Annotated in this window: 18 protein-coding genes and 1 rRNA gene; 13 read left to right on the top strand and 6 right to left on the bottom strand. The window is 70.6% G+C overall.

Annotated elements, in window-relative coordinates:
* Window positions 1-217: 217 nt before the first annotated feature.
* Both AC07AW_RS00095 and eccE read right to left on the bottom strand, forming a co-directional pair.
* Window positions 218-991: a hypothetical protein gene (locus AC07AW_RS00095; protein WP_478813287.1), complete on the bottom strand. Its 774-nt coding sequence runs from the start codon at window positions 989-991 to the stop codon at window positions 218-220.
* On the bottom strand, window positions 991-2,295 hold the full coding sequence (eccE, locus tag AC07AW_RS00090; RefSeq protein ID WP_478813286.1) for a type VII secretion protein EccE: 1,305 nt from the start codon (window positions 2,293-2,295) through the stop codon (window positions 991-993). The genes AC07AW_RS00095 and eccE overlap by 1 nt, the downstream gene beginning before the upstream one ends.
* A gap of 190 nt (window positions 2,296-2,485) precedes the next feature.
* Between eccE and eccB the strand changes: the two genes are divergently transcribed.
* The 4 genes from eccB to AC07AW_RS00070 all read left to right on the top strand — a co-directional run bounded on the left by eccB (window position 2,486) and on the right by AC07AW_RS00070 (window position 6,190).
* Window positions 2,486-4,030 (top strand): type VII secretion protein EccB, encoded by a 1,545-nt coding sequence (eccB, locus tag AC07AW_RS00085; RefSeq protein WP_478813285.1) that lies wholly within the window; start codon window positions 2,486-2,488, stop codon window positions 4,028-4,030.
* Between the two features lie 12 nt (window positions 4,031-4,042).
* Window positions 4,043-5,305: a type VII secretion-associated serine protease mycosin gene (gene mycP, locus AC07AW_RS00080; RefSeq protein ID WP_478813284.1), complete on the top strand. Its 1,263-nt coding sequence runs from the start codon at window positions 4,043-4,045 to the stop codon at window positions 5,303-5,305.
* A gap of 190 nt (window positions 5,306-5,495) precedes the next feature.
* Entirely contained in the window at window positions 5,496-5,846 is a 351-nt protein-coding gene (locus AC07AW_RS00075) for a WXG100 family type VII secretion target (RefSeq protein ID WP_478813283.1), read from the top strand.
* Between the two features lie 53 nt (window positions 5,847-5,899).
* On the top strand, window positions 5,900-6,190 hold the full coding sequence (locus AC07AW_RS00070) for a WXG100 family type VII secretion target (protein WP_017235850.1): 291 nt from the start codon (window positions 5,900-5,902) through the stop codon (window positions 6,188-6,190).
* A 63-nt stretch (window positions 6,191-6,253) separates the two neighbouring features.
* Here the strand turns inward: AC07AW_RS00070 and AC07AW_RS00065 are convergent, their stop codons facing one another.
* Both AC07AW_RS00065 and eccCa read right to left on the bottom strand, forming a co-directional pair.
* Window positions 6,254-6,538 (bottom strand): DUF397 domain-containing protein, encoded by a 285-nt coding sequence (locus AC07AW_RS00065; protein ID WP_478813282.1) that lies wholly within the window; start codon window positions 6,536-6,538, stop codon window positions 6,254-6,256.
* Between the two features lie 120 nt (window positions 6,539-6,658).
* The gene (gene eccCa, locus AC07AW_RS00060) at window positions 6,659-10,612 is read right to left on the bottom strand and encodes a type VII secretion protein EccCa (RefSeq protein WP_478813281.1); all 3,954 of its coding nucleotides are present in this window, start codon (window positions 10,610-10,612) and stop codon (window positions 6,659-6,661) included.
* Window positions 10,613-10,839: 227 nt separating this feature from the next.
* On the opposite strand from eccCa, the gene eccD reads away from it, so the two are divergent.
* The 6 genes from eccD (at window position 10,840) to AC07AW_RS00030 (ending at window position 17,918) form a co-directional block, all read left to right on the top strand.
* Entirely contained in the window at window positions 10,840-12,312 is a 1,473-nt protein-coding gene (eccD, locus tag AC07AW_RS00055) for a type VII secretion integral membrane protein EccD (RefSeq protein ID WP_478813280.1), read from the top strand.
* Window positions 12,313-12,515: 203 nt separating this feature from the next.
* Window positions 12,516-12,806, top strand: coding sequence for a 30S ribosomal protein S15 (gene rpsO / locus AC07AW_RS00050; RefSeq protein WP_189806146.1), 291 nt, complete (start codon window positions 12,516-12,518; stop codon window positions 12,804-12,806).
* Window positions 12,807-13,089: 283 nt separating this feature from the next.
* Window positions 13,090-15,306 (top strand): polyribonucleotide nucleotidyltransferase, encoded by a 2,217-nt coding sequence (locus AC07AW_RS00045; protein WP_478813279.1) that lies wholly within the window; start codon window positions 13,090-13,092, stop codon window positions 15,304-15,306.
* Window positions 15,303-16,682: a M16 family metallopeptidase gene (locus AC07AW_RS00040; RefSeq protein ID WP_478813278.1), complete on the top strand. Its 1,380-nt coding sequence runs from the start codon at window positions 15,303-15,305 to the stop codon at window positions 16,680-16,682. The genes AC07AW_RS00045 and AC07AW_RS00040 overlap by 4 nt, the downstream gene beginning before the upstream one ends.
* Before the next feature lie 25 nt (window positions 16,683-16,707).
* Window positions 16,708-17,460 (top strand): 4-hydroxy-tetrahydrodipicolinate reductase, encoded by a 753-nt coding sequence (dapB, locus tag AC07AW_RS00035; RefSeq protein WP_478813277.1) that lies wholly within the window; start codon window positions 16,708-16,710, stop codon window positions 17,458-17,460.
* A 5-nt stretch (window positions 17,461-17,465) separates the two neighbouring features.
* Window positions 17,466-17,918 carry a hypothetical protein gene (locus AC07AW_RS00030; RefSeq protein WP_369146850.1) on the top strand — a complete coding sequence of 151 codons (453 nt, stop codon included), beginning with the start codon at window positions 17,466-17,468 and terminating at the stop codon, window positions 17,916-17,918.
* Here the strand turns inward: AC07AW_RS00030 and AC07AW_RS00025 are convergent.
* Together AC07AW_RS00025 and AC07AW_RS00020 are read right to left on the bottom strand one after the other, a co-directional pair.
* Complete coding sequence (locus AC07AW_RS00025; protein WP_478813276.1) at window positions 17,908-18,468, bottom strand: hypothetical protein; 561 nt, start codon at window positions 18,466-18,468, stop codon at window positions 17,908-17,910. The genes AC07AW_RS00030 and AC07AW_RS00025 overlap by 11 nt on opposite strands.
* Window positions 18,469-18,522: 54 nt before the next feature.
* Window positions 18,523-18,762 carry a hypothetical protein gene (locus tag AC07AW_RS00020; RefSeq protein WP_478813275.1) on the bottom strand — a complete coding sequence of 80 codons (240 nt, stop codon included), beginning with the start codon at window positions 18,760-18,762 and terminating at the stop codon, window positions 18,523-18,525.
* Between the two features lie 337 nt (window positions 18,763-19,099).
* Here AC07AW_RS00020 and dapA point away from each other — a divergent pair, with 337 nt between their 5' ends.
* The 3 genes from dapA to AC07AW_RS00005 all read left to right on the top strand — a co-directional run.
* A complete protein-coding gene (gene dapA / locus AC07AW_RS00015) occupies window positions 19,100-19,999 on the top strand; it encodes a 4-hydroxy-tetrahydrodipicolinate synthase (protein ID WP_478813274.1) in 900 nt (299 codons plus the stop codon).
* Between the two features lie 100 nt (window positions 20,000-20,099).
* A complete protein-coding gene (locus tag AC07AW_RS00010) occupies window positions 20,100-21,785 on the top strand; it encodes a ribonuclease J (RefSeq protein WP_392157043.1) in 1,686 nt (561 codons plus the stop codon).
* Window positions 21,786-22,290: 505 nt separating this feature from the next.
* Window positions 22,291-22,377, top strand: a 16S ribosomal RNA gene (locus AC07AW_RS00005); the annotation flags it as partial.

Raw genomic sequence — 22,377 nt, 5'->3', positions numbered from 1 at the left:
TTGCCTCCTGGTGTGGTCGAGCACCCTTGTGCCGTTGTGGGCGGGGCCCTTCCACCCTAATCGCCGCGAGCCGCCCCCGGGCAGGGCCGACGGCCCCTCCGCGCCCGCCTCCGCGAACCGATCCGGGCCCCAAGTGACCCGGTCGCGCCGCAGAGTGAGAACCCCCACCGTTCAAAACGATGCAAAAACGGACGTACGTAAGCGATTTCGCGCCAAGTCAGTCCATGCGGCGCGCGCCGCCCAACAATCCGGTCTCGGCGTCCGTCGCCTGCGTCATCACGAACTGGCGGTCGTTCTGCGTGCACCAGAGGGTCACGCCGTCGGCGAGCGTGGACAGCGCTTCGTACTCGTGCTGCGGCAGGCTCATGATCCGGCCGATCTGGGCCGCCTCGTCGGGGGACACCCGCTGGATCCCGACCAGGGAAGACTTCTCCAGGAGTCGCGGCGCCACCGGGCTCAGATAGGGCAGCAGCGTCACCACCGACTGCCAGGGCGCCGACACGACCCGGCCGCGCGGCGGCCGCATGCCGCAGTCGCGCACCACGACCACCGGACTGCCCGCCGAGGCGCCCTGCGGCGGCACCCGGCCCACGTCGTGCAGCGTGATGCACGGCTGGCCGCCGCCCGCGGCCTGCGCGAGGGCCGTCCACGCCTGCGCGCGGCCGGTCTCGACCGCCACCCGGGCGCCCGTCGCGGCCGCCCGCAGGGCCAGTACCTGTGCGGTCCACAGGCCGCCGATGAGGGTGACGTCGTACGGGACGGGCCGGTTGATGCCGAGCACGGCCGGGCGGCTCTCGGCGTCCACGCCGATCACCATGCCGTCGTCGCCGACCGGCAGGGCCAGCGCGTCCAGCTGTTCCAGGGGGACGGAGTGCCGGTCGCGGCGCGGCCCGACGAGACCGAAACCGAACCGGGGCCGCGAGGCCCGCCCCGTACGCCGGGACGGACCGGCGGAAGAAGAAGGCTGTGTACCGAAGGAGGCGGTGGACATCAGCGCGCACCCCCCAGCGGCAGCGTCGCCAGAATGCCGGGCACCTGTTCCCGGTCGAGGCGCACCAGACCCGTCCTCACCCCGCGCGCCGCACGCTCCAGCTCGTGCCGCGCGGCCACCAGTTCCTCGTCGCTGCGTCCGGTGATCCGCACGTGTCCGGTCACCGTCACCTCCTGCCGGTCTCCGCCGCTCAGCGTCAGGCTGAACGTCGTCGCGAGCGCGGGCAGCGAGGTCAGCAGGGCCACCAGCTGCGGCATCGACGCGCCCGCGCCGCCGCTCCGGCCGCCCAACTGGGGCCAGCGCCCCACCCAGTACGTCGTGTGCCGCCGGTCGTCCACCCGCCAGGTCCGCGCGGTCTCCTGGGTCCTGCGCCCCTGCGCCTGCCCCCGGCCCGCCTGCGCTATCGCCATCGGGCTGGCGCAACTCGACGTGGCGAGCGCGGAGGTCAGCTCCTGCTCCGTCAGCACGCTCGCCCGGAACCCGGCGCCCGCGAGCCGGCTCGCCAGCTGGTCCGCCGCCCGCACCACGCACTTCTGGGCGCCGGTCATGCCGCCACCGCGCGCGGCGACCGCCTCCGGGCACAGCTCGGGGTCGAGCTTGAGCGCGATCCAGGTGATCCGCACGGCGGGCGAACCCGTCTGCGCCTGCAGCGGCCCGTAGTTGCGGGCGGCCATCGACTGCGCGGGCAGGTGCGGCGCGGGCGCCGGCTGCGTGTGCTGCACGATCTGCGCCGACTCCAGGCGGATGCCGTCCACGCTCAGCACGTCCCGGACGAGCCCGACGGGCAGCGGCTTCGCCGCGCGGTCCGGGCGCAGCGCCGTGCCGTCCGACTCGACCCGCAGGACGGCCGTCAGGAAGGTGCCGTCGCCGACCATCCCGACCGGACGCCGGTCGCGGTCGCTGTACGCGTAGGTCCGCAGCGCCGGATCGCACTCCACGAGCGGCGCGAGCCCCGGCTCGGTGCCCTCCGGCACCGTGAACGAGGCGGCCCGGCGCGAGCGGGCGCGCAGCGCGAGGAAGGTGCCCAGCCACTCGGGCAGCGAGCGGCGGTGGCGGCGCACCACGGCGAGCAGCAGCAGTACGACGGCGAGCACACCCGCGGGCACGAGCAGCATCGGCTCGACGACCCAGGCGAGGAGCAGCAGCGCCGCCGCCACCTCGACCAGTACGAGCTGTTGCAATCGGAACGAACCGAAGTGTCCGGGACGTGCCTGGAGCCTCGGTGAGACCGAGGGGACGGGTCCCGTGGACGGGGGTGTGGAGGCAGCGGCCGCGGCGGGCCGCCTCCGCCTCGCGGAAGCCATGATGGAGAATCCCCCTCAATTCGTCCCGATGACCCTGGCCCGCCAGGGCTTTGGCGGCCGGATCACCCTACCCGCCCCACGAACCCCACGGGACAGCAGGCATAGTAGGGGGCCGGTCCGAAGGCCGGGGCCCGGGTGTCACCACCCCGGGGCCCCGCGCGAAGATCGCGCCTGACGAGAATGGGGACTCATGGCATCGCGGCGGGACGAGCTCAACGCGTACACCTTTGCGAAGAAGCGCACGGTGGCGGCATTCCTCCAACCCTCGCCGTCCGGCACGGAGGAGGGGGCGCCGAAGCCGCTGCGCGCGGTCGTCCCGGGTCTGATCGTCTCCGCGCTCGTCGTGGCCGGGTTCGGCGCCTGGGGCATGTTCAGCCCCACCGCCCCCAAGGGCTGGGACACCCCCGGCACCCGGGTCATCGTCGGCAAGCAGTCGACGACCCGGTACGTCGTCCTGGAGACCGGCAAGGGCAAGGACAAGAAGACCCTGCTCCACCCCGTCCTCAACCTCGCCTCCGCCCGACTGCTGCTCAATCCCGACCAGTTCCAGGTCATCCAGGTCGACGACAAGAAGCTCGACGAGGGCAAGCCGCCGCGCGGTCCGATCCTCGGCATCCCGTACGCCCCCGACCGGCTGCCCGTCGCGGAGGACGCGGGCACGAAGAAGCGCTGGGCCGTCTGCGAGCAGCCCGGCGGCGGCAAGGGAGCCAGCGTCCAGAAGGCGACCTTCCTCTTCGCCGAGCGCGACGCCAAGCGGACCGAGGGCGCGAACCAGCTGAAGAACGGGGAGGTCCTGTACGTCAAGGGCCAGAAGGGGAGCGCCCAGTTCCTCATCGACCACACCGGCACCAAGTACCCGGTGAAGGCCGACCGGCCCGGGCTCCTCACCACGCTCGTCGGTCTCGGCAAGGAACCGCAGGCCGTCACGGACGATTGGCTCGCCACCCTGAAGACCGGCGACGAGATCGACTTCCCGCACATCGACGGTCAGGTCGGCACCCCCACCGACATCCCCGACAGCACCCTCGACGGGACCGAGAACCGGATCGGCATGGTCCTCCTCGCCCAGACCGGCTCGGGCCCCCAGTACTACGTCGTGCTCCCCGGCCGGATCCAGCCCGTCACGCCCTTCACCGCCTGGCTGCTCATCAACTCCCCGGAGACCCGCGACCTGGACATGGACGGCGAGGCCACCACGGTCGACGCCCCCAACTTCCTCCCGGACCCCACCCTCTTCAACGGCGGCGTCCACTGGCCCACGCTGAGGTCCAAGCCGGTCAACGCCTCCACCGGCGAGGGCGCCCGCGACACCGTCTGCAGCGTCCTCACCGACGTCAGCGAGAAGGGCGACACCAAGCTCACCACCTGGGCCGACACCGCGTACCCCGCCGACATCACGGCCGGCGGCACCAGCACGTACGTCACGCCCGGCACCGGCCTCCTCTACACCCAGATCCAGGGCAAGCAGAAGACGCCCGACGGCTCCCTCTTCCTCGTCACCGACACCGGCCTGCGGTACGCCGTCCAGGCCAACGGCGACAGCGACTCCGCGCGCTCCGAGATCGGCGCGGGCGAACAGAAGCCGACCGACGGCAGGCCGGAACCCAGCGATGCCCAGAAGCGTCTCGGCTACGAGAAGGTCCAGCCGGTCCTCGTCCCGATCGAATGGTCGGAGTTCCTCTCCAAGGGGCCACGGCTGGACACCAACAGCGCGCGTCAGCCGCAGGGTTCCTAGGGGGTGGCACCGGTGACGACGACGCACCGCACGGTCGCCCTGCTCGCCGCGGGCACCCTCACGGCCCTCCTCGCCGCGCCCGCCGCGGTCGCCGCACCCGACCGGCCGCGCCGGGACGGCCCGGCACTCGACGGCAGCGGCGAGTGCACCTTCCCGATGAAGAAGCAGATCGAGGGCACCCCCTGGCCGCTCCAGCGGGTCCTCCTCGACGAGCTCTGGCAGGACACCAAGGGCAAGGGCGTCCGGGTCGCCGTCATCGACACCGGCGTCGACGACGTCAACCCTCAGCTGCGCAAGGCCGTCGACGCCAAGTCGGGCAAGGACTACCTCAAGCCCGACAAGAACAACCCCTCCTACGGCGACGAGAAGCGCGGCAAGACCGACGGCACCGTCGACGAGGTCGGGCACGGCACCAAGGTCGCGGGCATCATCGCCGCCCGCCCCGGCAAGGGCACCGGCTTCGTCGGCCTCGCCCCCGAGGCCACGATCATCCCGATCCGGCAGAACGACGAGAAGAACAGCGGCAAGTCCGACACCATGGCCCAGGCGATCGACTACGCCGTGCTCAAGGGCGCCAAGGTCATCAACATCTCGCAGGACACCACCCAGCCGCTGACCCCGGACTCGCCCATGGGCAGGGCGGTGGCCCAGGCGATCGCGAAGGACGTCGTCGTCGTCGCCTCCGCGGGCAACGACGGCATGGACGGAAAGTCCAAGAAGACCTACCCCGCGGCCTTCCCCGGGGTCCTCGCCGTCGCCTCCTCCGACCGCAACAACGAACGCGCCGCCTTCTCCCAGTCCGGCGACTTCGTGGGCGTCGCCGCCCCCGGCGTGGACATCGTCTCCACCGTCCCCGGCGGCGGACAGTGCGTCGACAACGGCACCAGCTTCTCCGCCCCGTACGTCGCCGGCGTCGCGACCCTGCTCCGCGCCAAGTACCCGGAGTGGACCGCGGCCCAGATCGTCACCCGCATCGAGCAGACCGCCGTCCGCTCCGTCAACGGCCGTGACAAGCACGTCGGTTGGGGAGTGGTCGACCCGGTACGGGCACTCGCCGACCAGCCCGGGACGCCCGCCTCCTCGCCCGTGCCCGACCCGGGCCCGCCCAAGCCGCCGGCTCCCGAGCCGGCCCGGTTGGCGCTGTCGGAGACGCCCCAGGAGCGCTCCGAACGGCTCGCCACCTATGCGTTGGGGATCGGAGGTGTCCTGGTGGCCGTGGTCGCCGGGACCGCCACCGTGATCCGCGACAGCCGCCGCAGAAGGGAGGCCCGATGACGCGCGTATCGGTCAAGTATCGGGAGCTCCCTTTGCAGTTGGAACTGCCGCCGTCAATGGCTACAGTGACCGCTGGGGGCACGGCAGTGCGAACCCAGCACGGGGGCGGCATCAGAAGATTCCCGTCCGCATCAAGACCGGAAGGCCCGACGGCCCGTCCGTCGCAGCCACCGAAGGAAGAAGGGGCAAGATGTCGAAAGACCTGAACGTAACCAGTGCCGAACAAGTCAAGCTCGCCGGCCGGATCCAGGACTTCTCCGACGAGCTCCAGGCCCGCATCACCTCCCTCAACGGCGTGGTGGACCGCGTTCAGGCGGGCTGGCAGGGCGCTGCGAGCAAGGAGTACGACCGGGTCCAGAACGACCTGAACCAGCGCCTGCGCAGCATGCGCGCCGAGCTCTCGAAGCTCGAGGAGATCATGCGCATGAGCGCCGACGGGTTCTCGCAGGAGGAGGAGGACCGTCTCCGGTCCTTCCGTCAGATGGACAACAGCTCCGGTGCCGGCGCCTCGGGTGGCCAGAGCGCCATCCTCGGCATCTGAGCCGTCCGACCCGACCAGTCCTCCGCGCCACTCTCACCCGAGGAGTCAACACCATGACCACTGCGGTCAATTACGACACCGTGACGCAGGCGGCGGCCGACACCCGCCTCACCTCCAGCACGCTCACGCAGAAGCTCGACGACCTCATGGCCGAGGTCAACCGCGTCGCCTCCAACTGGGAAGGCGAGGCGAAGATCGCCTACCGCGAGAGCCAGGACCGCCTGACCCGCGACATGGCCGGCATGAACCAGGACCTGGCGCGCATCGCCCAGCTCCTCGACGAGTCGGTCGCCGGCTACCAGGACACCGACAAGGGCAACGCGGCCCGTTTCCGCATGATGTGAGTCCTTGCAAGCACGCGTGAGGGGGTGGCCCGTTCCGACGGGCCACCCCCTCACGCATGTCCGCTAGCGCAGATCGAACTCGCCGTCACGGGCCCCCAGGACGAACGCGTCCCACTCGGCCTTCGTGTAGCGCAGCACCGTGTCCTTGTCGAGGGACGAGCGCATCGCCACCGCGCCCTCGGGCAGCCGGGCGATCTCCACGCGCTCCTCGTCCGGGCTCGTCCCCGGGGCGCCCTCCCACGCGACGCCGGAGATGTCGAGCGCGTACAGCTCCTCCTTCTGGCGCTCCTTCTCGGCGGCCAGAGCGGCGTCCGCGCTCTCGGTGGTGGTCTCGTGGGCGTCGGTCATCGGCGCCTTCCCTTCGCGGTGGTCGAGCGGTCCCTCCCACACTAGTGGGAGGGACCGCTCCGCTCCGGGCTGTTCGGCGAGCTCCGCGCTGTTCGGCCGGCTTCGCGCCGTTCGGCGAGCTCAGTGCTGTTCGGGCAGCCAGCCCAGCTGCACCAGCGGCGTCCCCCGCTTGCGCGACACGAACGTGCCCCGGCCCGGAGGCATCGGCCGCGCCCGGACGCTGCCGAGGATGTCGCCCTCCTGCGGATCGCCGGAGAGGATCACGCCCTGCGCGCCCAGCTCCCGCATCCGCTGCATGAACGGCTCGTACATCGCGCGTGAGGCGCCCGCCTGGCTGCGCGCCACGATGAACCGGATGCCGACGTCCCGCGCGAACGGCAGGTTCTCCACCAGGACCGCGAGCGGGTTCCCCGAGTTGGTGGCCACCAGCTCGAAGTCGTCGACCAGGACGAACAGTTGGGGACCCGACCACCAGCTGCGGTCGCGCAGCTGCTGCGGCGTGATGTCGGGCTTCGGCGCCCGCTTCGTCATCACCGTGTTGACCGCGTCCATGTGCATCTGCATGGCCGAGGCCATCGGCGCGTACTCCAGGAGGTGCGAGGGCGCCACGGCCTCCAGCATCGTCCGCCGGTAGTCGCCGACCACGATCCGCGCCTGCTCCGGCGTGTACCGCTCGCAGAGCTGCTTGGCGATCAGCCGCAGCAGCGCCGTCTTGCCGGACTCGCTCTCGCCGAAGATCAGGAAGAACGGATCCGACTCGAAGTCGACGAACACCGGCTCCAGGTTCGTCTCGTCGATGCCGATCGCGATGCCGTGCTGCGGGTACTCGAAGCCCTTCGGCAGCTGCTCCGCCGGCAGCTTGCGCGGCAGCAGCCGCACCGCCGGAGCCGGGGCCCCGGTCCAGCTCGCCTTCACGGCCTGGACGAACGCCGCCGTGCCGTCCGCCAGGTCGGCCGAGGAGCCCGACCCGTCGATGCGCGGCAGCGCCCCCATGAAGTGCAGCTTCTCCGGCACCTGGCCACGGCCCGGCACACCGGTCGGCACGTTCGCCGCGACCTTCCGGTCGAACTCGGAGTCCATGACGTCACCGAGCCGCAGTTCGAGGCGGCCCAGCATCTGGTCCTTGAGCGCCGCGCGCACCTCCATGTACCGGGCGGCGGTGATCACCACGTGGATGCCGTAGCCCAGACCGCGCGCCGCGATGTCGGAGACGATCGGCTCCAGCATGTCGTAGTCGTTGCGGAAGCTGCCCCAGCCGTCCACGATCAGGAAGACGTCGCCCCAGGCCTCGCCGGGCAGTTCGCCCGCCGCCCGCTTGCGCCGGTAGGTCGCGATCGAGTCGATCGAGTGGGCGCGGAAGAACTCCTCCCGCCGGTTCAGGACGCCCATGACCTCCGCGACCGTCCGGCGCACCCGCTCGGGGTCGAGCCGGGACGCCACCCCGCCGACGTGCGGCAGATCGGCCAGCGACACCATGCCGCCACCACCGAAGTCCAGGCAGTAGAACTGCACTTCGGCCGGCGTGTGGGTGAGCGCGAACGAGGAGACGAGCGTCCGCATGATCGTCGACTTGCCGGACTGCGGACCGCCGACCACCATCATGTGACCGGCCGCGCCGGAGAAGTCCCGGTACAGCACCTCGCGCCGCTGCTCGAAGGGCTTGTCGATGAGCCCGAGCGGCACGGTGAGCGCGCCCTGACGCGTGTACTCCGTCGCCGTGAGCCCCCGGTCCGCGGTCTGCGCGAGCCCCGGAAGCAGCTGGTCGAGCGAGGGCGCCTGGTCGAGCGGCGGCAGCCACACCTGGTGCGCCGGCACCCCCTGGCCCTCCAGGCGCCGCACGATCACGTCGAGGACGGTGTCCGCGAGCGCGTCGTCCTCCTCGCTGCGCTGCGCCGTCAGATAGGCCGGGTCCGGCGCCGCGTACACGACCGGCACCGGGGCCGCCGTGAACACCGCGGGCCGCCGCTCCACCGGCATCTGCCCGATCTCCAGACGCGGCCCGCCCGTCCGGTACGTCCCCGAGACGTACGCCGCCTTGAAGCGGGTCATCTCGTCCGTGCCGAACTTCAGATAGCCCGAACCCGGCACCGACGGCAGGTGGTAGGCGTCCGGCACACCGATCGCCGTGCGCGACTCCGCCGCCGAGAAGGTCCGCAGACCGATCCGGTACGAGAGGTACGTGTCCAGGCCGCGGAGCTTGCCCTCCTCCAGGCGCTGCGAGGCGAGCAGCAGATGCACGCCGAGCGAACGGCCGATGCGGCCGATCTGGATGAACATGTCGATGAAGTCGGGCTTGGCGGTGAGGAGTTCGGAGAACTCGTCGATCACCAGGACCAGCGAGGCCAGCGGCTCCAGGGGAGCACCCGCCGCCCGCGCCTTCTCGTAGTCGTGGATGTTGGCGTAGTTGCCCGCCGAGCGCAGCAGCTCCTGCCGCCGCTGGAGCTCGCCGCGGATCGCGTCGCCCATGCGGTCCACGAGCGTCAGGTCGTCGGCCAGGTTGGTGATGACCGCCGCCACGTGCGGCATCTGCGACATGCCCGCGAAGGTCGCGCCGCCCTTGAAGTCCGCGAGGACGAAGTTCAGCGTCTCCGAGGAGTGCGTCACCGCGAGACCGAGCACCAGCGTGCGCAGCAGCTCCGACTTTCCGGAACCCGTCGCGCCGACGCACAGACCGTGCGGGCCCATGCCCTCCTGCGCCGCCTCCTTCAGGTCCAGCATGACCGGCTGGCCGTCCTCGCCGACACCGATCGGCACCCGGAGCCGCTCGGCCACCGATCGGGGCCGCCAGGTCCGCGCCACGTCCACCGAGGCCGCGTCGCCCAGGTTCAGCAGATCCGTGAAGTCCAGGTTGGCGAGGAGCGGCTCGTCGTCGTCCCCGCCGCCCATCCGGAGCGGCGCCAGCTGCCGGGCCAGCGCCTCGGCCGCCGGCAGCGAGATGCCGTCCGGCAGCCCCTCGTACGCGAAACCGCCGCCCGACTCCAGGCGCAGCCGGCTCGGCCGTACCACCACCGAGAGGCCGCCGCGCGGCTCGTCGAGCTCACCGGAGACGACCTCGACGATCGTCACGCCCTGCAGGCCCTCCGGGGCCGCGAGCATCGAGTCCGGCGGCACCATCCCGCCGTCGAGCACGACCACCACGTGCGGCTGGTCGAGCACCGGCTGGCTCTCCCGGGAGAACCGGGTCCGCCCGTCCAGCTTCGAGCGGACCAGGTTCTCCAGCTCACCGAGGTCGTCGCCGAACAGACGCTTCGTGCCGGCCCCGTCGACCTGGCCCGGCACCTGGGTGTGCGGCAGCCACTTCGTCCAGTCCCAGCGCTCCTGCGCCGGCCGGGCCGCCACCACGGCGAGCATCAGGTCGTCGGGGGAGTGCAGCGTCACCAGCTGCGCCACGAGCGCCCGCGCCGCCGCCTGCGCCGACTCCGGCTCGCCCGACACCGTCACGTGGTAGAAGGCCCGCATCGAGACCGCCATCGGCAGCCCGTCCAACGTGCCGTGCACCGCGAGGAACTGCTGCATCGCACCCGCACACAGCGGCTCCAGCTCGTCCACCGGAGCCGTGTCCGGCGCCACGAGCGGCGTCGCCAACTGCTGGGCCCCGAGGCCGATCCGCGCCTGCCCGAAGTCATGGTCGCCGACCCGCCGTTCCCACACCCGGGAACCCTCGGCCACCACCGACCACAGCTGTTCCGGGGCGGGGTGCAGATACAGCTGCGCGTCCCGCTGCCTGCGCGCCGTGCGCCGGACCGTACGCCGGGTCTGCGCGAGGTATTTGAGGTAGTCGCGGCGGACATCGGCCATTTGCCCCTGCGTACCGCGACGGAATCTCACGAACTGGGCGACGGCCATCGCGACCGTCGACGCCAGCATCAGCGTGCCCATGATCCGCATGATCGGAGACGGCGTCATGAAGAAGAAGACGACCGAAGAACCCATGCCGAGCATCGGCAGGAGCTGCATCAACGCCGACTCCTGCTGCCCCCGCGGAAGTTCCGGCGGAGACTCCAGGACCAGTTCCTCACCGGGCACTTCCGGAGGAAGAGACCTCGGCGGGCGTTTGACGACGATCTGGCTCACCGGCGCATCAATCCCTCGTTGGAGGCGGGCTCGTGGCGGGAGCATCCGCACGCCGCCCCTGTCGGCAGCCGAGCGCGCGGACTTCCCCCATGGGACGGCGATCCTACTTGCAGCCCCCACCGGCCGTCCCCGGTAGGGTGGCGCGCGCATCGTGCGCAACCGCGAATCAGATCGCGAGGGGCCGCGAATCCAGACGGGCGCAACCGCGAACCAGGGGGTCCACACACGTGAGTACGACCGCAACGACCGGCTTCTGCCGCGTCACCGTCGTGGCGCCGGACAGCCGCATCGACGTCGCGCTCCCCGAGGACATCGCCGTCGCCGACGTCTACCCGGAGATCCTGCGCCTCACCGGCCAGACCCAGGCGGCCGGCACCCCGACCGGCTACCACCTGGTCCGCCGCGACGGTTCGGTCCTCGACGGCGCCCGTACGCTCGCCGCCCAGCAGGTCCTCGACGGCGAGGTGCTCTCCCTGCGCCCCTTCGCCCAGTCGCTGCCGCCGGCCGTCTACGACGACGTGTCCGACGCCGTCGCCTCCGCCGTCACCCGCGACCGGCACCTGTGGAGCGACGAACTGCTGCGCGGCGCCGGACTCCTCGGCGGCGTGCTGCTCCTCGTCCTCATGGGCTTCGTCCTCTGGTTCGCCGACCCGGTCCGCCACGACATGCACAGCCTCCCCGGGATCATCGCGGGCGCCGCCGGCCTCCTCCTCACCGCCTTCGCCGGCGTCCGCGCCCGCGTCTACGCGGACCGGGCGACCGCCGTCGCCCTCGGCCTCGGCGCCCTGCCGCTGCTCCTCATCGCCGGCTCCGGCATCATCGCCGCCGACGCCGGCCACGGCCCCGGCCGCCTGCAGTTCCTGCTCGGCTGCGTCACCGTCCTCGTCGCCTCCGTGGCCCTCGTCGCGCTCACCCCCAGCGGTGACGCCCCCTTCGTGGCCGCCACCTTCCTCGCCGGCGTCGGCACCCTCGCCACCTTCCTGATGATCCTCACGGAGGCCAGCGCCACCGAGGCGGCCGCCGCCTGCGCCCCCGTCGCCATCGGCCTCGTCGCCTTCCTGCCCGGTCTCTCCGCCCGCTTCGCCCGCCTCCCCATCGGCTACGCCGCCCCGCGCAGCGCCACCGACGACGAGTTCCTCGGCGACCCGCAGCACGGCGAGGAGGCGCAGCCCGTCGACGGCGAGCGCATCGCGCTCCAGGCCCGCCGCGGCCACGAGATGCTCCTCGGCCTGGTCGGCGGCTGCGCGGCCGTCGTCGTCGGCACCGCCGCCGTCCTCGGCTTCGCCGGGAACGTCTGGGGCCAGCTCCTCGCCCTCGCCGCCGGCCTCGCGATGCTGCTGCGCGCCCGCCTCTTCCGGTACACCTCGCAGGTCGCCTGCGTCCTCGTCGCCGGCATCGCCGCCATCGCGCTGCTCGTCCTCGGCCTCTCCCTCAACCCGCCGGCCGACCTGGTCAAGGACCTCCTCATGTACGGGGACCGCGGCGGCCTCGACATCCGTACGATCTGGCTGACCGCCGCCGTCGCCGCCGGCGCCGCGCTGATCACCGCGATCGGCCTGATCATCCCGAGGAAGGGCCTCTCGCCCTTCTGGGGCCGGCTGCTCGACCTGGCCGAGGGCTTCGTCCTGCTCTCCCTCGTCCCGCTCGCCCTCGCCGTCCTCGACGTCTTCACCCGGGTCCGCTCCCTCACCAGCAAGTGAGGCACCGGGCGACGGACCGCTCCGCCGCCCTGGTACGCTGTGTGACGGCCGTTTGTGTACGCGCTCCCGGAAAGCCCCCGAGATCACTCGGAAGCCTCTGGAAGCTGCGCCCATCGGACCTTCGCCCGTGAAGTCACGGAAGCTTCCCCTGAGACCCAGACCAGGGGCACTCGCGGGCGCACGAACACCTAGAGGAGAACCGCGTGGCTCTCGACGCCGCTGTCAAGAAGCAGATCTTTGCCGAGTTCGGCACCAAGGAGGGCGACACCGGCTCTCCCGAGGTCCAGGTCGCGATGCTGTCCCGCCGCATCTCGGACCTGACCGAGCACCTCAAGCAGCACAAGCACGACCACCACTCCCGTCGTGGTCTGCTGATCCTGGTCGGCCAGCGCCGCCGCCTGCTGCAGTACCTGGCCAAGAAGGACATCCAGCGCTTCCGTACGCTGGTCGACCGCCTCGGCATCCGCCGCGGTGCGGCCGGCGGCGCCAAGTAAGACGCCGTAGAGGGAGCGGTTCCCACTTTCAGGGGGCCGCTCCCTTTGCTGTACGTGCACAAAGTGCGCATCGGCACTTAGTCTGGTCGCACAACCCCATACGACGAGCGTGAAGCCGCCGGCCAGCCGCCGGTCCTCGGTAGTGGCCCCCGGAAACGAATGCCCGGGTGCTTCGATCGAAGACCGGCCCGCACCCTAGGCGAGCTTCTCCGCCCCCGTCGCACACCGTCCCCGGCCACACGGGCCGAAGGACGCAAAGACGAACACGTAGGAGAAACCCATAGTGGAGAACGAGACCCACTACGCCGAGGCCGTCATCGACAACGGCGCCTTCGGTACCCGCACCATCCGCTTCGAGACCGGCCGTCTGGCCAAGCAGGCCGCCGGCTCCGCCGTCGCCTACCTGGACGACGACACGATGGTCCTCTCCGCGACCACCGCCTCGAAGCGCCCCAAGGACCAGCTCGACTTCTTCCCCCTGACGGTGGACGTCGAGGAGCGGCAGTACGCGGCCGGCAAGATCCCCGGCTCCTTCTTCCGCCGGGAGGGCCGCCCCTCCGAGGACGCCGTCCTCACCTGTCGCCTGATCGACCGGCCGCTGCGCCCCTCCTTCAAGAAGGGCCTGCGCAACGAGATCCAGATCGTCGAGACGATCATGGCGCTCAACCCCGACCACCTGTACGACGTGGTCGCGATCAACGCCGCCTCCGCTTCCACGATCCTGGCGGGCCTGCCCTTCTCCGGCCCCATCGGTGCCACCCGTGTCGCCCTGATCAAGGGCCAGTGGGTCGCGTTCCCGACGCACACCGAGCTCGAGGACGCCGTCTTCGACATGGTCGTCGCCGGTCGCGTCCTGGAGGACGGCGACGTCGCGATCATGATGGTCGAGGCCGAGGCCACGGACAAGACGATCGAGCTCGTCAAGGGCGGCGCCGAGGCGCCGACCGAGGAGATCGTCGCCGCCGGTCTCGAGGCCGCGAAGCCCTTCATCAAGGTCCTCTGCAAGGCCCAGTCGGACCTCGCCGCCAAGGCCGCCAAGCCCACCGGCGAGTTCCCGGTCTACCTCGACTACCAGGACGACGTCCTGGAGGCGCTCTCCGCCGCCGTCAAGGGTGAGCTCGCCCAGGCGCTCACCATCGCCGGCAAGCAGGAGCGCGAGGCCGAGCTCGACCGCATCAAGGAGCTCGCCGCCGAGAAGCTCCTCCCGGCCTTCGAGGGCCGCGAGAAGGAGATCTCCGGTGCGTACCGCGCGCTGACCAAGAAGCTGGTCCGCGAGCGCATCATCAAGGACAAGGTCCGCATCGACGGCCGCGGCATCACGGACATCCGTACGCTCGCCGCCGAGGTCGAGGCCATCCCGCGCGTGCACGGCTCGGCGCTGTTCGAGCGTGGCGAGACCCAGATCCTGGGCGTCACCACCCTCAACATGCTCCGTATGGAGCAGCAGCTGGACACCCTCTCCCCGGTGACCCGCAAGCGCTACATGCACAACTACAACTTCCCGCCGTACTCCGTCGGCGAGACCGGCCGCGTGGGCTCGCCCAAGCGCCGCGAGATCGGCCACGGCGCCCTCGCCGAGCGCGCCCTCGTGCCGGTCCTCCCGACCCGCGAGGAGTTCCCCTACGCGATCCGTCAGGTGTCCGAGGCCCTCGGCTCCAACGGTTCGACGTCGATGGGCTCGGTCTGCGCCTCCACCATGTCGCTGCTGAACGCCGGTGTGCCGCTGAAGGCCCCCGTCGCCGGTATCGCCATGGGTCTGATCTCCGAGGAGATCGACGGCCAGACGCACTACGTCGCCCTCACCGACATCCTCGGTGCGGAGGACGCCTTCGGCGACATGGACTTCAAGGTCGCCGGTACGAAGGAGTTCGTCACCGCCCTCCAGCTCGACACCAAGCTGGACGGCATCCCGGCCTCCGTCCTGGCCGCGGCCCTCAAGCAGGCCCGCGACGCCCGCCTCCACATCCTCGACGTGATGATGGAAGCGATCGACACGCCGGACGAGATGTCCCCGAACGCCCCGCGGATCATCACCGTCAAGATCCCCGTGGACAAGATCGGTGAGGTCATCGGCCCCAAGGGCAAGATGATCAACCAGATCCAGGAGGACACCGGCGCCGAGATCACGATCGAGGACGACGGCACCATCTACATCGGTGCCGCCGACGGCCCGGCCGCCGAGGCCGCCCGCGCCACGATCAACGGCATCGCCAACCCGACCATGCCGGAGGTCGGCGAGCGCTACCTGGGTACGGTCGTCAAGACCACCACCTTCGGTGCCTTCGTCTCCCTGCTCCCGGGCAAGGACGGCCTGCTGCACATCTCGCAGATCCGCAAGCTCGCCGGTGGCAAGCGCGTGGAGAACGTCGAGGACGTGCTCGCGATCGGCTCCAAGGTCCAGGTCGAGATCGCCGAGATCGACCAGCGCGGCAAGCTCTCCCTGATCCCCGTGATCGCGGACGAGGACGCCGAGGGTGACAAGGACGACGCTGCCAAGTGACGTCCCGTAGTTCCCGCGCGACGGCCCGCCCCTCTTCGGAGGGGCGGGCCGTCGCCCGTACCCAAACGCTTCTCCCGGGCAAGGACGGCATCGGCACCGTCCGCCGTACGACCCTCCCCGGGGGCCTGCGGATCGTCACCGAGACCCTCCCCTCCGTGCGCTCCGCCACCTTCGGCATCTGGGCGCACGTCGGCTCCCGCGACGAGACCCCGACACTCAACGGCGCGACCCACTACCTGGAGCACCTCCTCTTCAAGGGCACCCACAAGCGGTCCGCCCTCGACATCTCCGCCGCGATCGACGCGGTCGGCGGCGAGATGAACGCCTTCACGGCGAAGGAGTACACCTGCTACTACGCCCGGGTCCTCGACACCGACCTGCCGCTGGCGATCGACGTCGTCTGCGACATGCTGACCGACTCGCTCATCCTCGACGCGGACGTGGACGCCGAGCGCGGCGTCATCCTCGAAGAGATCGCGATGACCGAGGACGACCCCGGTGACGTCGTGCACGAGCTGTTCGCGCAGACGATGTTCGGCGACACCCCGCTGGGCCGCCCGGTCCTCGGCACCGTCGACACGATCAACGCGCTCAGCCGCGGCCAGATCGCCCGCTTCTACAAGAAGCACTACGACCCGACCCACCTGGTCGTCGCCGCCGCGGGCAACGTCGACCACGCCACGGTGGTACGCCAGGTCCGCCGCGCCTTCGAGAAGGCCGGCGCCCTGACCCGTACCGACGCCCGGCCGGTCGCCCCCCGCGAGGGCGCGCGCACCCTCCGCACGGCGGGCCGTGTCGAGCTCCTCAACCGCAAGACGGAGCAGGCCCACGTGGTCCTCGGCATGCCGGGCCTGGCCCGCAACGACGAGCGCCGCTGGGCCCTCGGCGTGCTGAACACCGCCCTCGGCGGCGGGATGTCCTCGCGCCTCTTCCAGGAGGTCCGCGAGAAGCGCGGCCTGGCCTACAGCGTGTACTCGTACACCTCGGGCTTCGCCGACTGCGGCCTCTTCGGGGTGTACGCGGGCTGCCGGCCCAGCCAGGTCCACGACGTCCTGAAGATCTGCCGGGACGAGCTCGACAAGGTCGCCTCCGACGGCCTCACGGACGAGGAGATCACCCGCGCCGTCGGGCAGCTCTCCGGCTCGACCGTGCTCGGCCTCGAGGACACCGGCGCGCTGATGAACCGCATCGGCAAGAGCGAGCTGTGCTGGGGCACCCAGATGTCGGTCGACGACATGCTGACCCGGATCGCGGCGGTCACCCCGGACGAGGTCCGCGAGGTCGCCCGCGATGTACTGGAGCAGCGGCCCTCGCTGTCGGTGATCGGCCCGCTGAAGGACAAGCAGGCGGACCGCCTCCACCAAGCGGTCTCCTGATCGACAAGTCCCCTAAGGAAGAGCAATGAGCAAGCTGCGCGTGGCGGTCCTCGGAGCCAAGGGCCGCATCGGCTCCGAGGCGGTCAGGGCCGTCGAGGCCGCCGAGGACATGGAACTGGTCGCGGCCCTCGGCCGCGGCGACGGTCTGGAGGCGCTCACCGAGGCGGGCGCCCAGGTCGTCGTCGAGCTGACCACCCCGGACTCCGTGATGGAGAACCTCGACTTCTGCGTGCGCCACGGCATCCACGCGGTGGTCGGCACCACCGGCTGGACCGAGGACCGCCTCGCGCAGCTGAAGGGCTGGCTCGCCGCCTCCCCGGCGACCGGCGTCCTCATCGCGCCGAACTTCTCCATCGGCGCGGTCCTCACCATGAAGTTCGCGCAGATCGCGGCCCCGTACTTCGAGTCGGTCGAGGTCGTCGAACTGCACCACCCGAACAAGGTGGACGCCCCCTCCGGCACCGCCACCCGCACCGCCCAGCTGATCGCCGAGGCCCGGTCGAAGGCAGGCTGCGCTCCGCAGCCCGACGCCACGACCACCGCCCTGGACGGGGCGCGCGGGGCGAACGTCGACGGCGTCCCCGTGCACGCCGTACGCCTCCGGGGCCTGCTGGCCCACCAGGAGGTGCTGCTCGGCGGCGAGGGCGAGACCCTCACCGTCCGGCACGACTCCCTGCACCACTCCAGTTTCATGCCGGGCATCCTTCTGGGCGCCCGCCGCGTGACCACCACTCCGGGCCTCACCTTCGGCCTGGAGCACTTCCTGGACCTGGGCTGACGGTCATGGGCGGAAAGATCACGTACGTCTTCCTGGCCACCGTGCTCGTCCTCGTCTTCGGCGTGGTGGCGATGGAGGGCGTCCTGCTCCTCCTCACGGGCGAGCCGGCCGCCATGGGCATGGGCGCCGTGGCGTTCCTGCTGCCCGCCGTCGGCGGCTGGTTCCTCTGGAAGAACACCAGCTTCGCGCGCCGGGCCAACCGCCTGGCCGCGGAGCTGGAGGCCGAGGGCGGCCTGCCCGTCGACGAGCTGAAGCGCACGGAGGGCGGCCGGATCCTCCGGGACTCGGCCGACGAGGTCTTCGCCCGGCGCAAGGCCGAGACGGAGGACTCACCCGAGGACTGGCGCTGCTGGTTCCGGCTCGCGGTGGCCTACCACGACGCCCGGGACACCCCCCGGGCCCGCAAGGCGATGCAGCGGGCCATCGCGCTCCACGAGGGGCGTCCGGTCAGCGCGTAGCGGCCGGGGCCGTGCCGTACTCGGCGTTCCAGGCCTCGACCGTGTCGGCCGCCCGGTCGAAGGCCTCGACACGGGAGAGGAAGTCGGCGTTGTGGTCGGTGAGCAGCATCAGCTGCTCACCACCCTGCCGGTCGAGCACCAGGGCCTGGCCCTGGACGGTACGGGGGAGTCCCAGCCAGCGGACCGGCTGCTGGGTGGTGCGTACGGAGGTCACCTTCGCCCAGGGCACGGTGACGGTCGAGAGGAAGCCCACGCGCCGCACGCCGGCGCGGCTCACCCAGGTGCCCATGCGGAGCATCCGCAGGGCGGCCACGATGACGAGCGCGGCGATGCCGAACGTGACGCCCGCGCCGTCGAAGGCACCGGCGAACGCGATGATCACGGCGGCGAGCAGGACGAACGAGGCGAGCAGCAGCGCGAGCGCCGCCGCCCCCACCCGCCACGAGCCCGGCCGGTACGGACGGCGCCACTGATCGTGGTCGTCGAACGGCAGGGCGACTTGGTCGGTCGTGTCAAAAGCACGGTCGGCCGTCAGAAAGGGCAGGGGCACGACAGGTCCTCACTCACAAGCACGCTCGAAGGGGCAGTGCCCGGTGAGGCTACCTCAGCGGTTGTCGGACGCCTCGGACTGCTGCTGACGAGTGGCCGAGTCACCCGACTGGAGCGAGGGCATCCCGAAGATCAGGGACCCGACGAGCCCGGCCACGACGGTCAGCCCGAGCAGGCTGCGACCCACGATCTGCGAGGCGCTGAGGCGCTCCCTGGGCGGTGGAGTGACGTTACTGCGGAAGTGGTCGGTCTCCGCGACGAACGCGAACGGTACGGCCTCTCGCCGGCGGAACATCAGAGCCACTCTCCTCATTTGTCGTCATGCGTCACAGGTACAGACGACGGAACCGACGTTTTGGTGCCCTTTTTCATCAAAGCGGCCGTATCTCATCCTCCAGGAGGACGCGGTCGTGGGCGAGGTCGCAGGCGTTTGGACGACTGTGCACTCCGGTACGGCACACATGTCCGAACACACGATGCGAAGTGTCCGTATTGCGACGTTTCACGAAGTTCATCTAGGCTGATCAAACGGACCCGGCGCTGCCTGAACCCCCGAGCAGGCAGCGCCGGGCTCCCTTTCTCCTGTCCCCCTAAGGGACACCAGGCGCTGAGCAGCGAGTAGCGTGTTACCCATGGCTCCGATCTCCACTCCGCAGACCCCCTTCGGGCGGGTCCTCACCGCCATGGTCACGCCCTTCACGGCGGACGGCGCACTCGACCTCGACGGCGCCCAGCGACTCGCCACCCACCTGGTGGACGCGGGCAACGACGGCCTCGTCATCAACGGGACCACCGGCGAGTCCCCGACCACCAGCGACGCGGAGAAATCGGAGCTCGTACGAGCGGTACTGGAGGCGGTCGGCGACCGCGCCCACGTCGTGGCCGGCATCGGCACCAACGACACCCACCACTCCATCGAACTGGCCCGCACCGCCGAGCGCGACGGCGCCCACGGCCTGCTCGCCGTGACGCCGTACTACAACAAGCCCCCGCAGGAGGGCCTGTACCGCCACTTCTCGGCCATCGCCGACGCCACCGGCCTCCCGGTCATGCTGTACGACATCCCCGGCCGCAGCGGCGTCCCGATCGACACCGAGACGATCGTCCGCCTCGCCGAGCACCCGCGCATCGTCGCCAACAAGGACGCCAAGGGCGACCTCGGCCGCGCCAGCTGGGCCATCGCCCGCTCCGGCCTCGCCTGGTACTCCGGCGACGACATGCTCAACCTGCCGCTGCTCTCCGTCGGCGCCTGCGGCTTCGTCTCCGTCGTCGGCCACCTCGTCACCCCGGAGCTCCGCGCCCTCCTCGACGCCCACCTCGGCGGCGAGGTCCAGAAGGCCACCGAGATCCACCAGAAGCTGCTCCCGGTCTACACCGGCATGTTCCGCACCCAGGGCGTCATGACCACCAAGGCCGCCCTCGCCCTCCAGGGCCTCCCGGCCGGCCCGCTGCGCCCGCCGCTCGTCGAGCTCTCCCCGGAGGAGACGGACCAGCTCAAGGTCGACCTGGCCGCCGGCGGGGTAGAACTCTGACAACAGACTTCACAACTGAACACTGACAACAGCAAGTGCACGATTGTCATGCGCGCCACGTGCCCGACCGGTACGTGGCGCGCATGGTGAGGAGAGTCTTTTGAGTCATCCGCATCCTGAACTCGGCGCCCCGCCGAAGCTGCCCAAGGGCGGCCTGCGCGTCATCCCGCTCGGTGGCCTCGGTGAGATCGGCCGCAACATGACGGTCTTCGAGTTCGACGGCCGTCTGCTGATCGTCGACTGCGGCGTCCTCTTCCCCGAGGAGGAGCAGCCCGGCATCGACCTGATCCTGCCGGACTTCACCATCATCCGGGACCGCCTCGACGACATCGAGGGCATCGTGCTCACGCACGGCCACGAGGACCACATCGGTGCCGTCCCCTACCTGCTCCGGCTGAAGCCGGACATCCCGCTCATCGGCTCCAAGCTGACCCTCGCCCTGATCGAGGCGAAGCTCCAGGAGCACCGCATCCGCCCCTACACCCTCGAGGTGAAGGAAGGCGACCGCGAGAACCTGGGCCCCTTCGACTGCGAGTTCGTCGCGGTCAACCACTCCATCCCGGACGCCCTGGCCGTCGCCATCCGCACCCCTGCGGGCATGGCCGTCGCCACCGGCGACTTCAAGATGGACCAGCTCCCGATGGACGGTCGCCTGACCGACCTCCACGCGTTCGCGCGGCTCAGCGAGGAGGGCATCGACCTCCTCCTGTCCGACTCGACGAACGCCGAGGTCCCGGGCTTCGTCCCGCCGGAGCGGGACATCTCGAACGTCCTGCGGAACGTCTTCGCGAACGCCCCGAAGCGCATCATCGTGGCCAGCTTCGCCAGCCACGTGCACCGCATCCAGCAGATCATCGACGCCGCCCACGAGTACGGCCGCCGGGTCGCCTTCGTCGGCCGCTCGATGGTCCGGAACATGGGCATCGCCCGCGACCTGGGCTACCTCCGGGTCCCGGCCGGCCTCGTCGTGGACGTGAAGACCCTCGACGACCTGCCGGACGACGAGGTCGTGCTGGTCTGCACGGGTTCCCAGGGCGAGCCCATGGCGGCCCTGTCCCGCATGGCCAACCGCGACCACCAGATCCGTATCGTCCCCGGCGACACGGTGATCCTCGCGTCCTCCCTCATCCCGGGCAACGAGAACGCGGTCTACCGCGTGATCAACGGCCTGACCCGCTGGGGCGCGAACGTGGTCCACAAGGGCAACGCCAAGGTCCACGTCTCGGGCCACGCCTCGGCCGGCGAGCTGCTGTACTTCTACAACATCTGCAAGCCGAAGAACCTCATGCCGGTCCACGGCGAATGGCGCCACCTGCGCGCCAACGCCGAGCTCGGCGCGATGACGGGGATCCCCAAGGACCACATCGTCATCGCCGAGGACGGCGTCGTCGTCGACCTGGTCGACGGCCGCGCCCGCATCACCGGCAAGGTCCAGGCGGGCTATGTGTACGTGGACGGCCTCTCGGTCGGCGACGTCACCGAGACCTCCCTCAAGGACCGCCGCATCCTCGGCGAGGAAGGCATCATCTCGGTCTTCCTGGTGGTCGACTCCTCCACCGGCAAGATCGTGGGCGGCCCGAACATCCACGCCCGCGGCTCCGGCATCGAGGACTCCGCCTTCGACGCGGTGATCCCGAAGATCGACCAGGCCCTCAACAAGTCGGCCCAGGACGGCGTCGTCGAACCCCACCAGCTCCAGCAGCTGATCCGCCGCACCGTCGGCAAGTGGGTCTCCGACACCTACCGCCGGCGCCCGATGATCCTCCCGGTCGTCGTGGAGGTCTGAGCCGCCTGACCAGCGCGACACCGGAGCGGGGCCCCTCGATTTGCATCGGGGCGCCCCGCTCCAGTACGTTTACGGCTCCGCCAGATCGGGAAGTCCCCGGCGCCGACGTGCGCCCGGAGGACGAACCGGGAGGCGGGAAATCCGACTCAGAACTTCTGATAAAGTCGGAACACGCCGGAAGGCCTCGAAGAAAAACAAATTCGGGACCGGAAAGCACCGAGGAAATCGGATCGGAAAGATCTGATAGAGTCGGAAACGAAGGAAGCGCCCGGAGGGCCTGGAAACAGGAACGAAGGAAGCGTCCGCACCTTGAGAACTCAACAGCGTGCCAAAAATCAACGCCAGATTAGTTGATACCCCGTCCATCTTCGGATGGTCGAGGTTCCTTTGAAAAAGTCCACCCCTCGGGGTGGCACACTACAGCGAGGACGCTGTGGACAGCGGGCCATATTCCGGCCTGACTGTCCCGCTCAACGCGAGTGTCTGACCCGATTACGGGTAAACATTCACGGAGAGTTTGATCCTGGCTCAGGACGAACGCTGGCGGCGTGCTTAACACATGCAAGTCGAACGATGAAGCCCTTCGGGGTGG

It is taken from the genome of Streptomyces sp. NPDC044003 (genome assembly GCF_056435185.1).
This window is presented reverse-complemented; position numbering and strand designations above follow the sequence as displayed.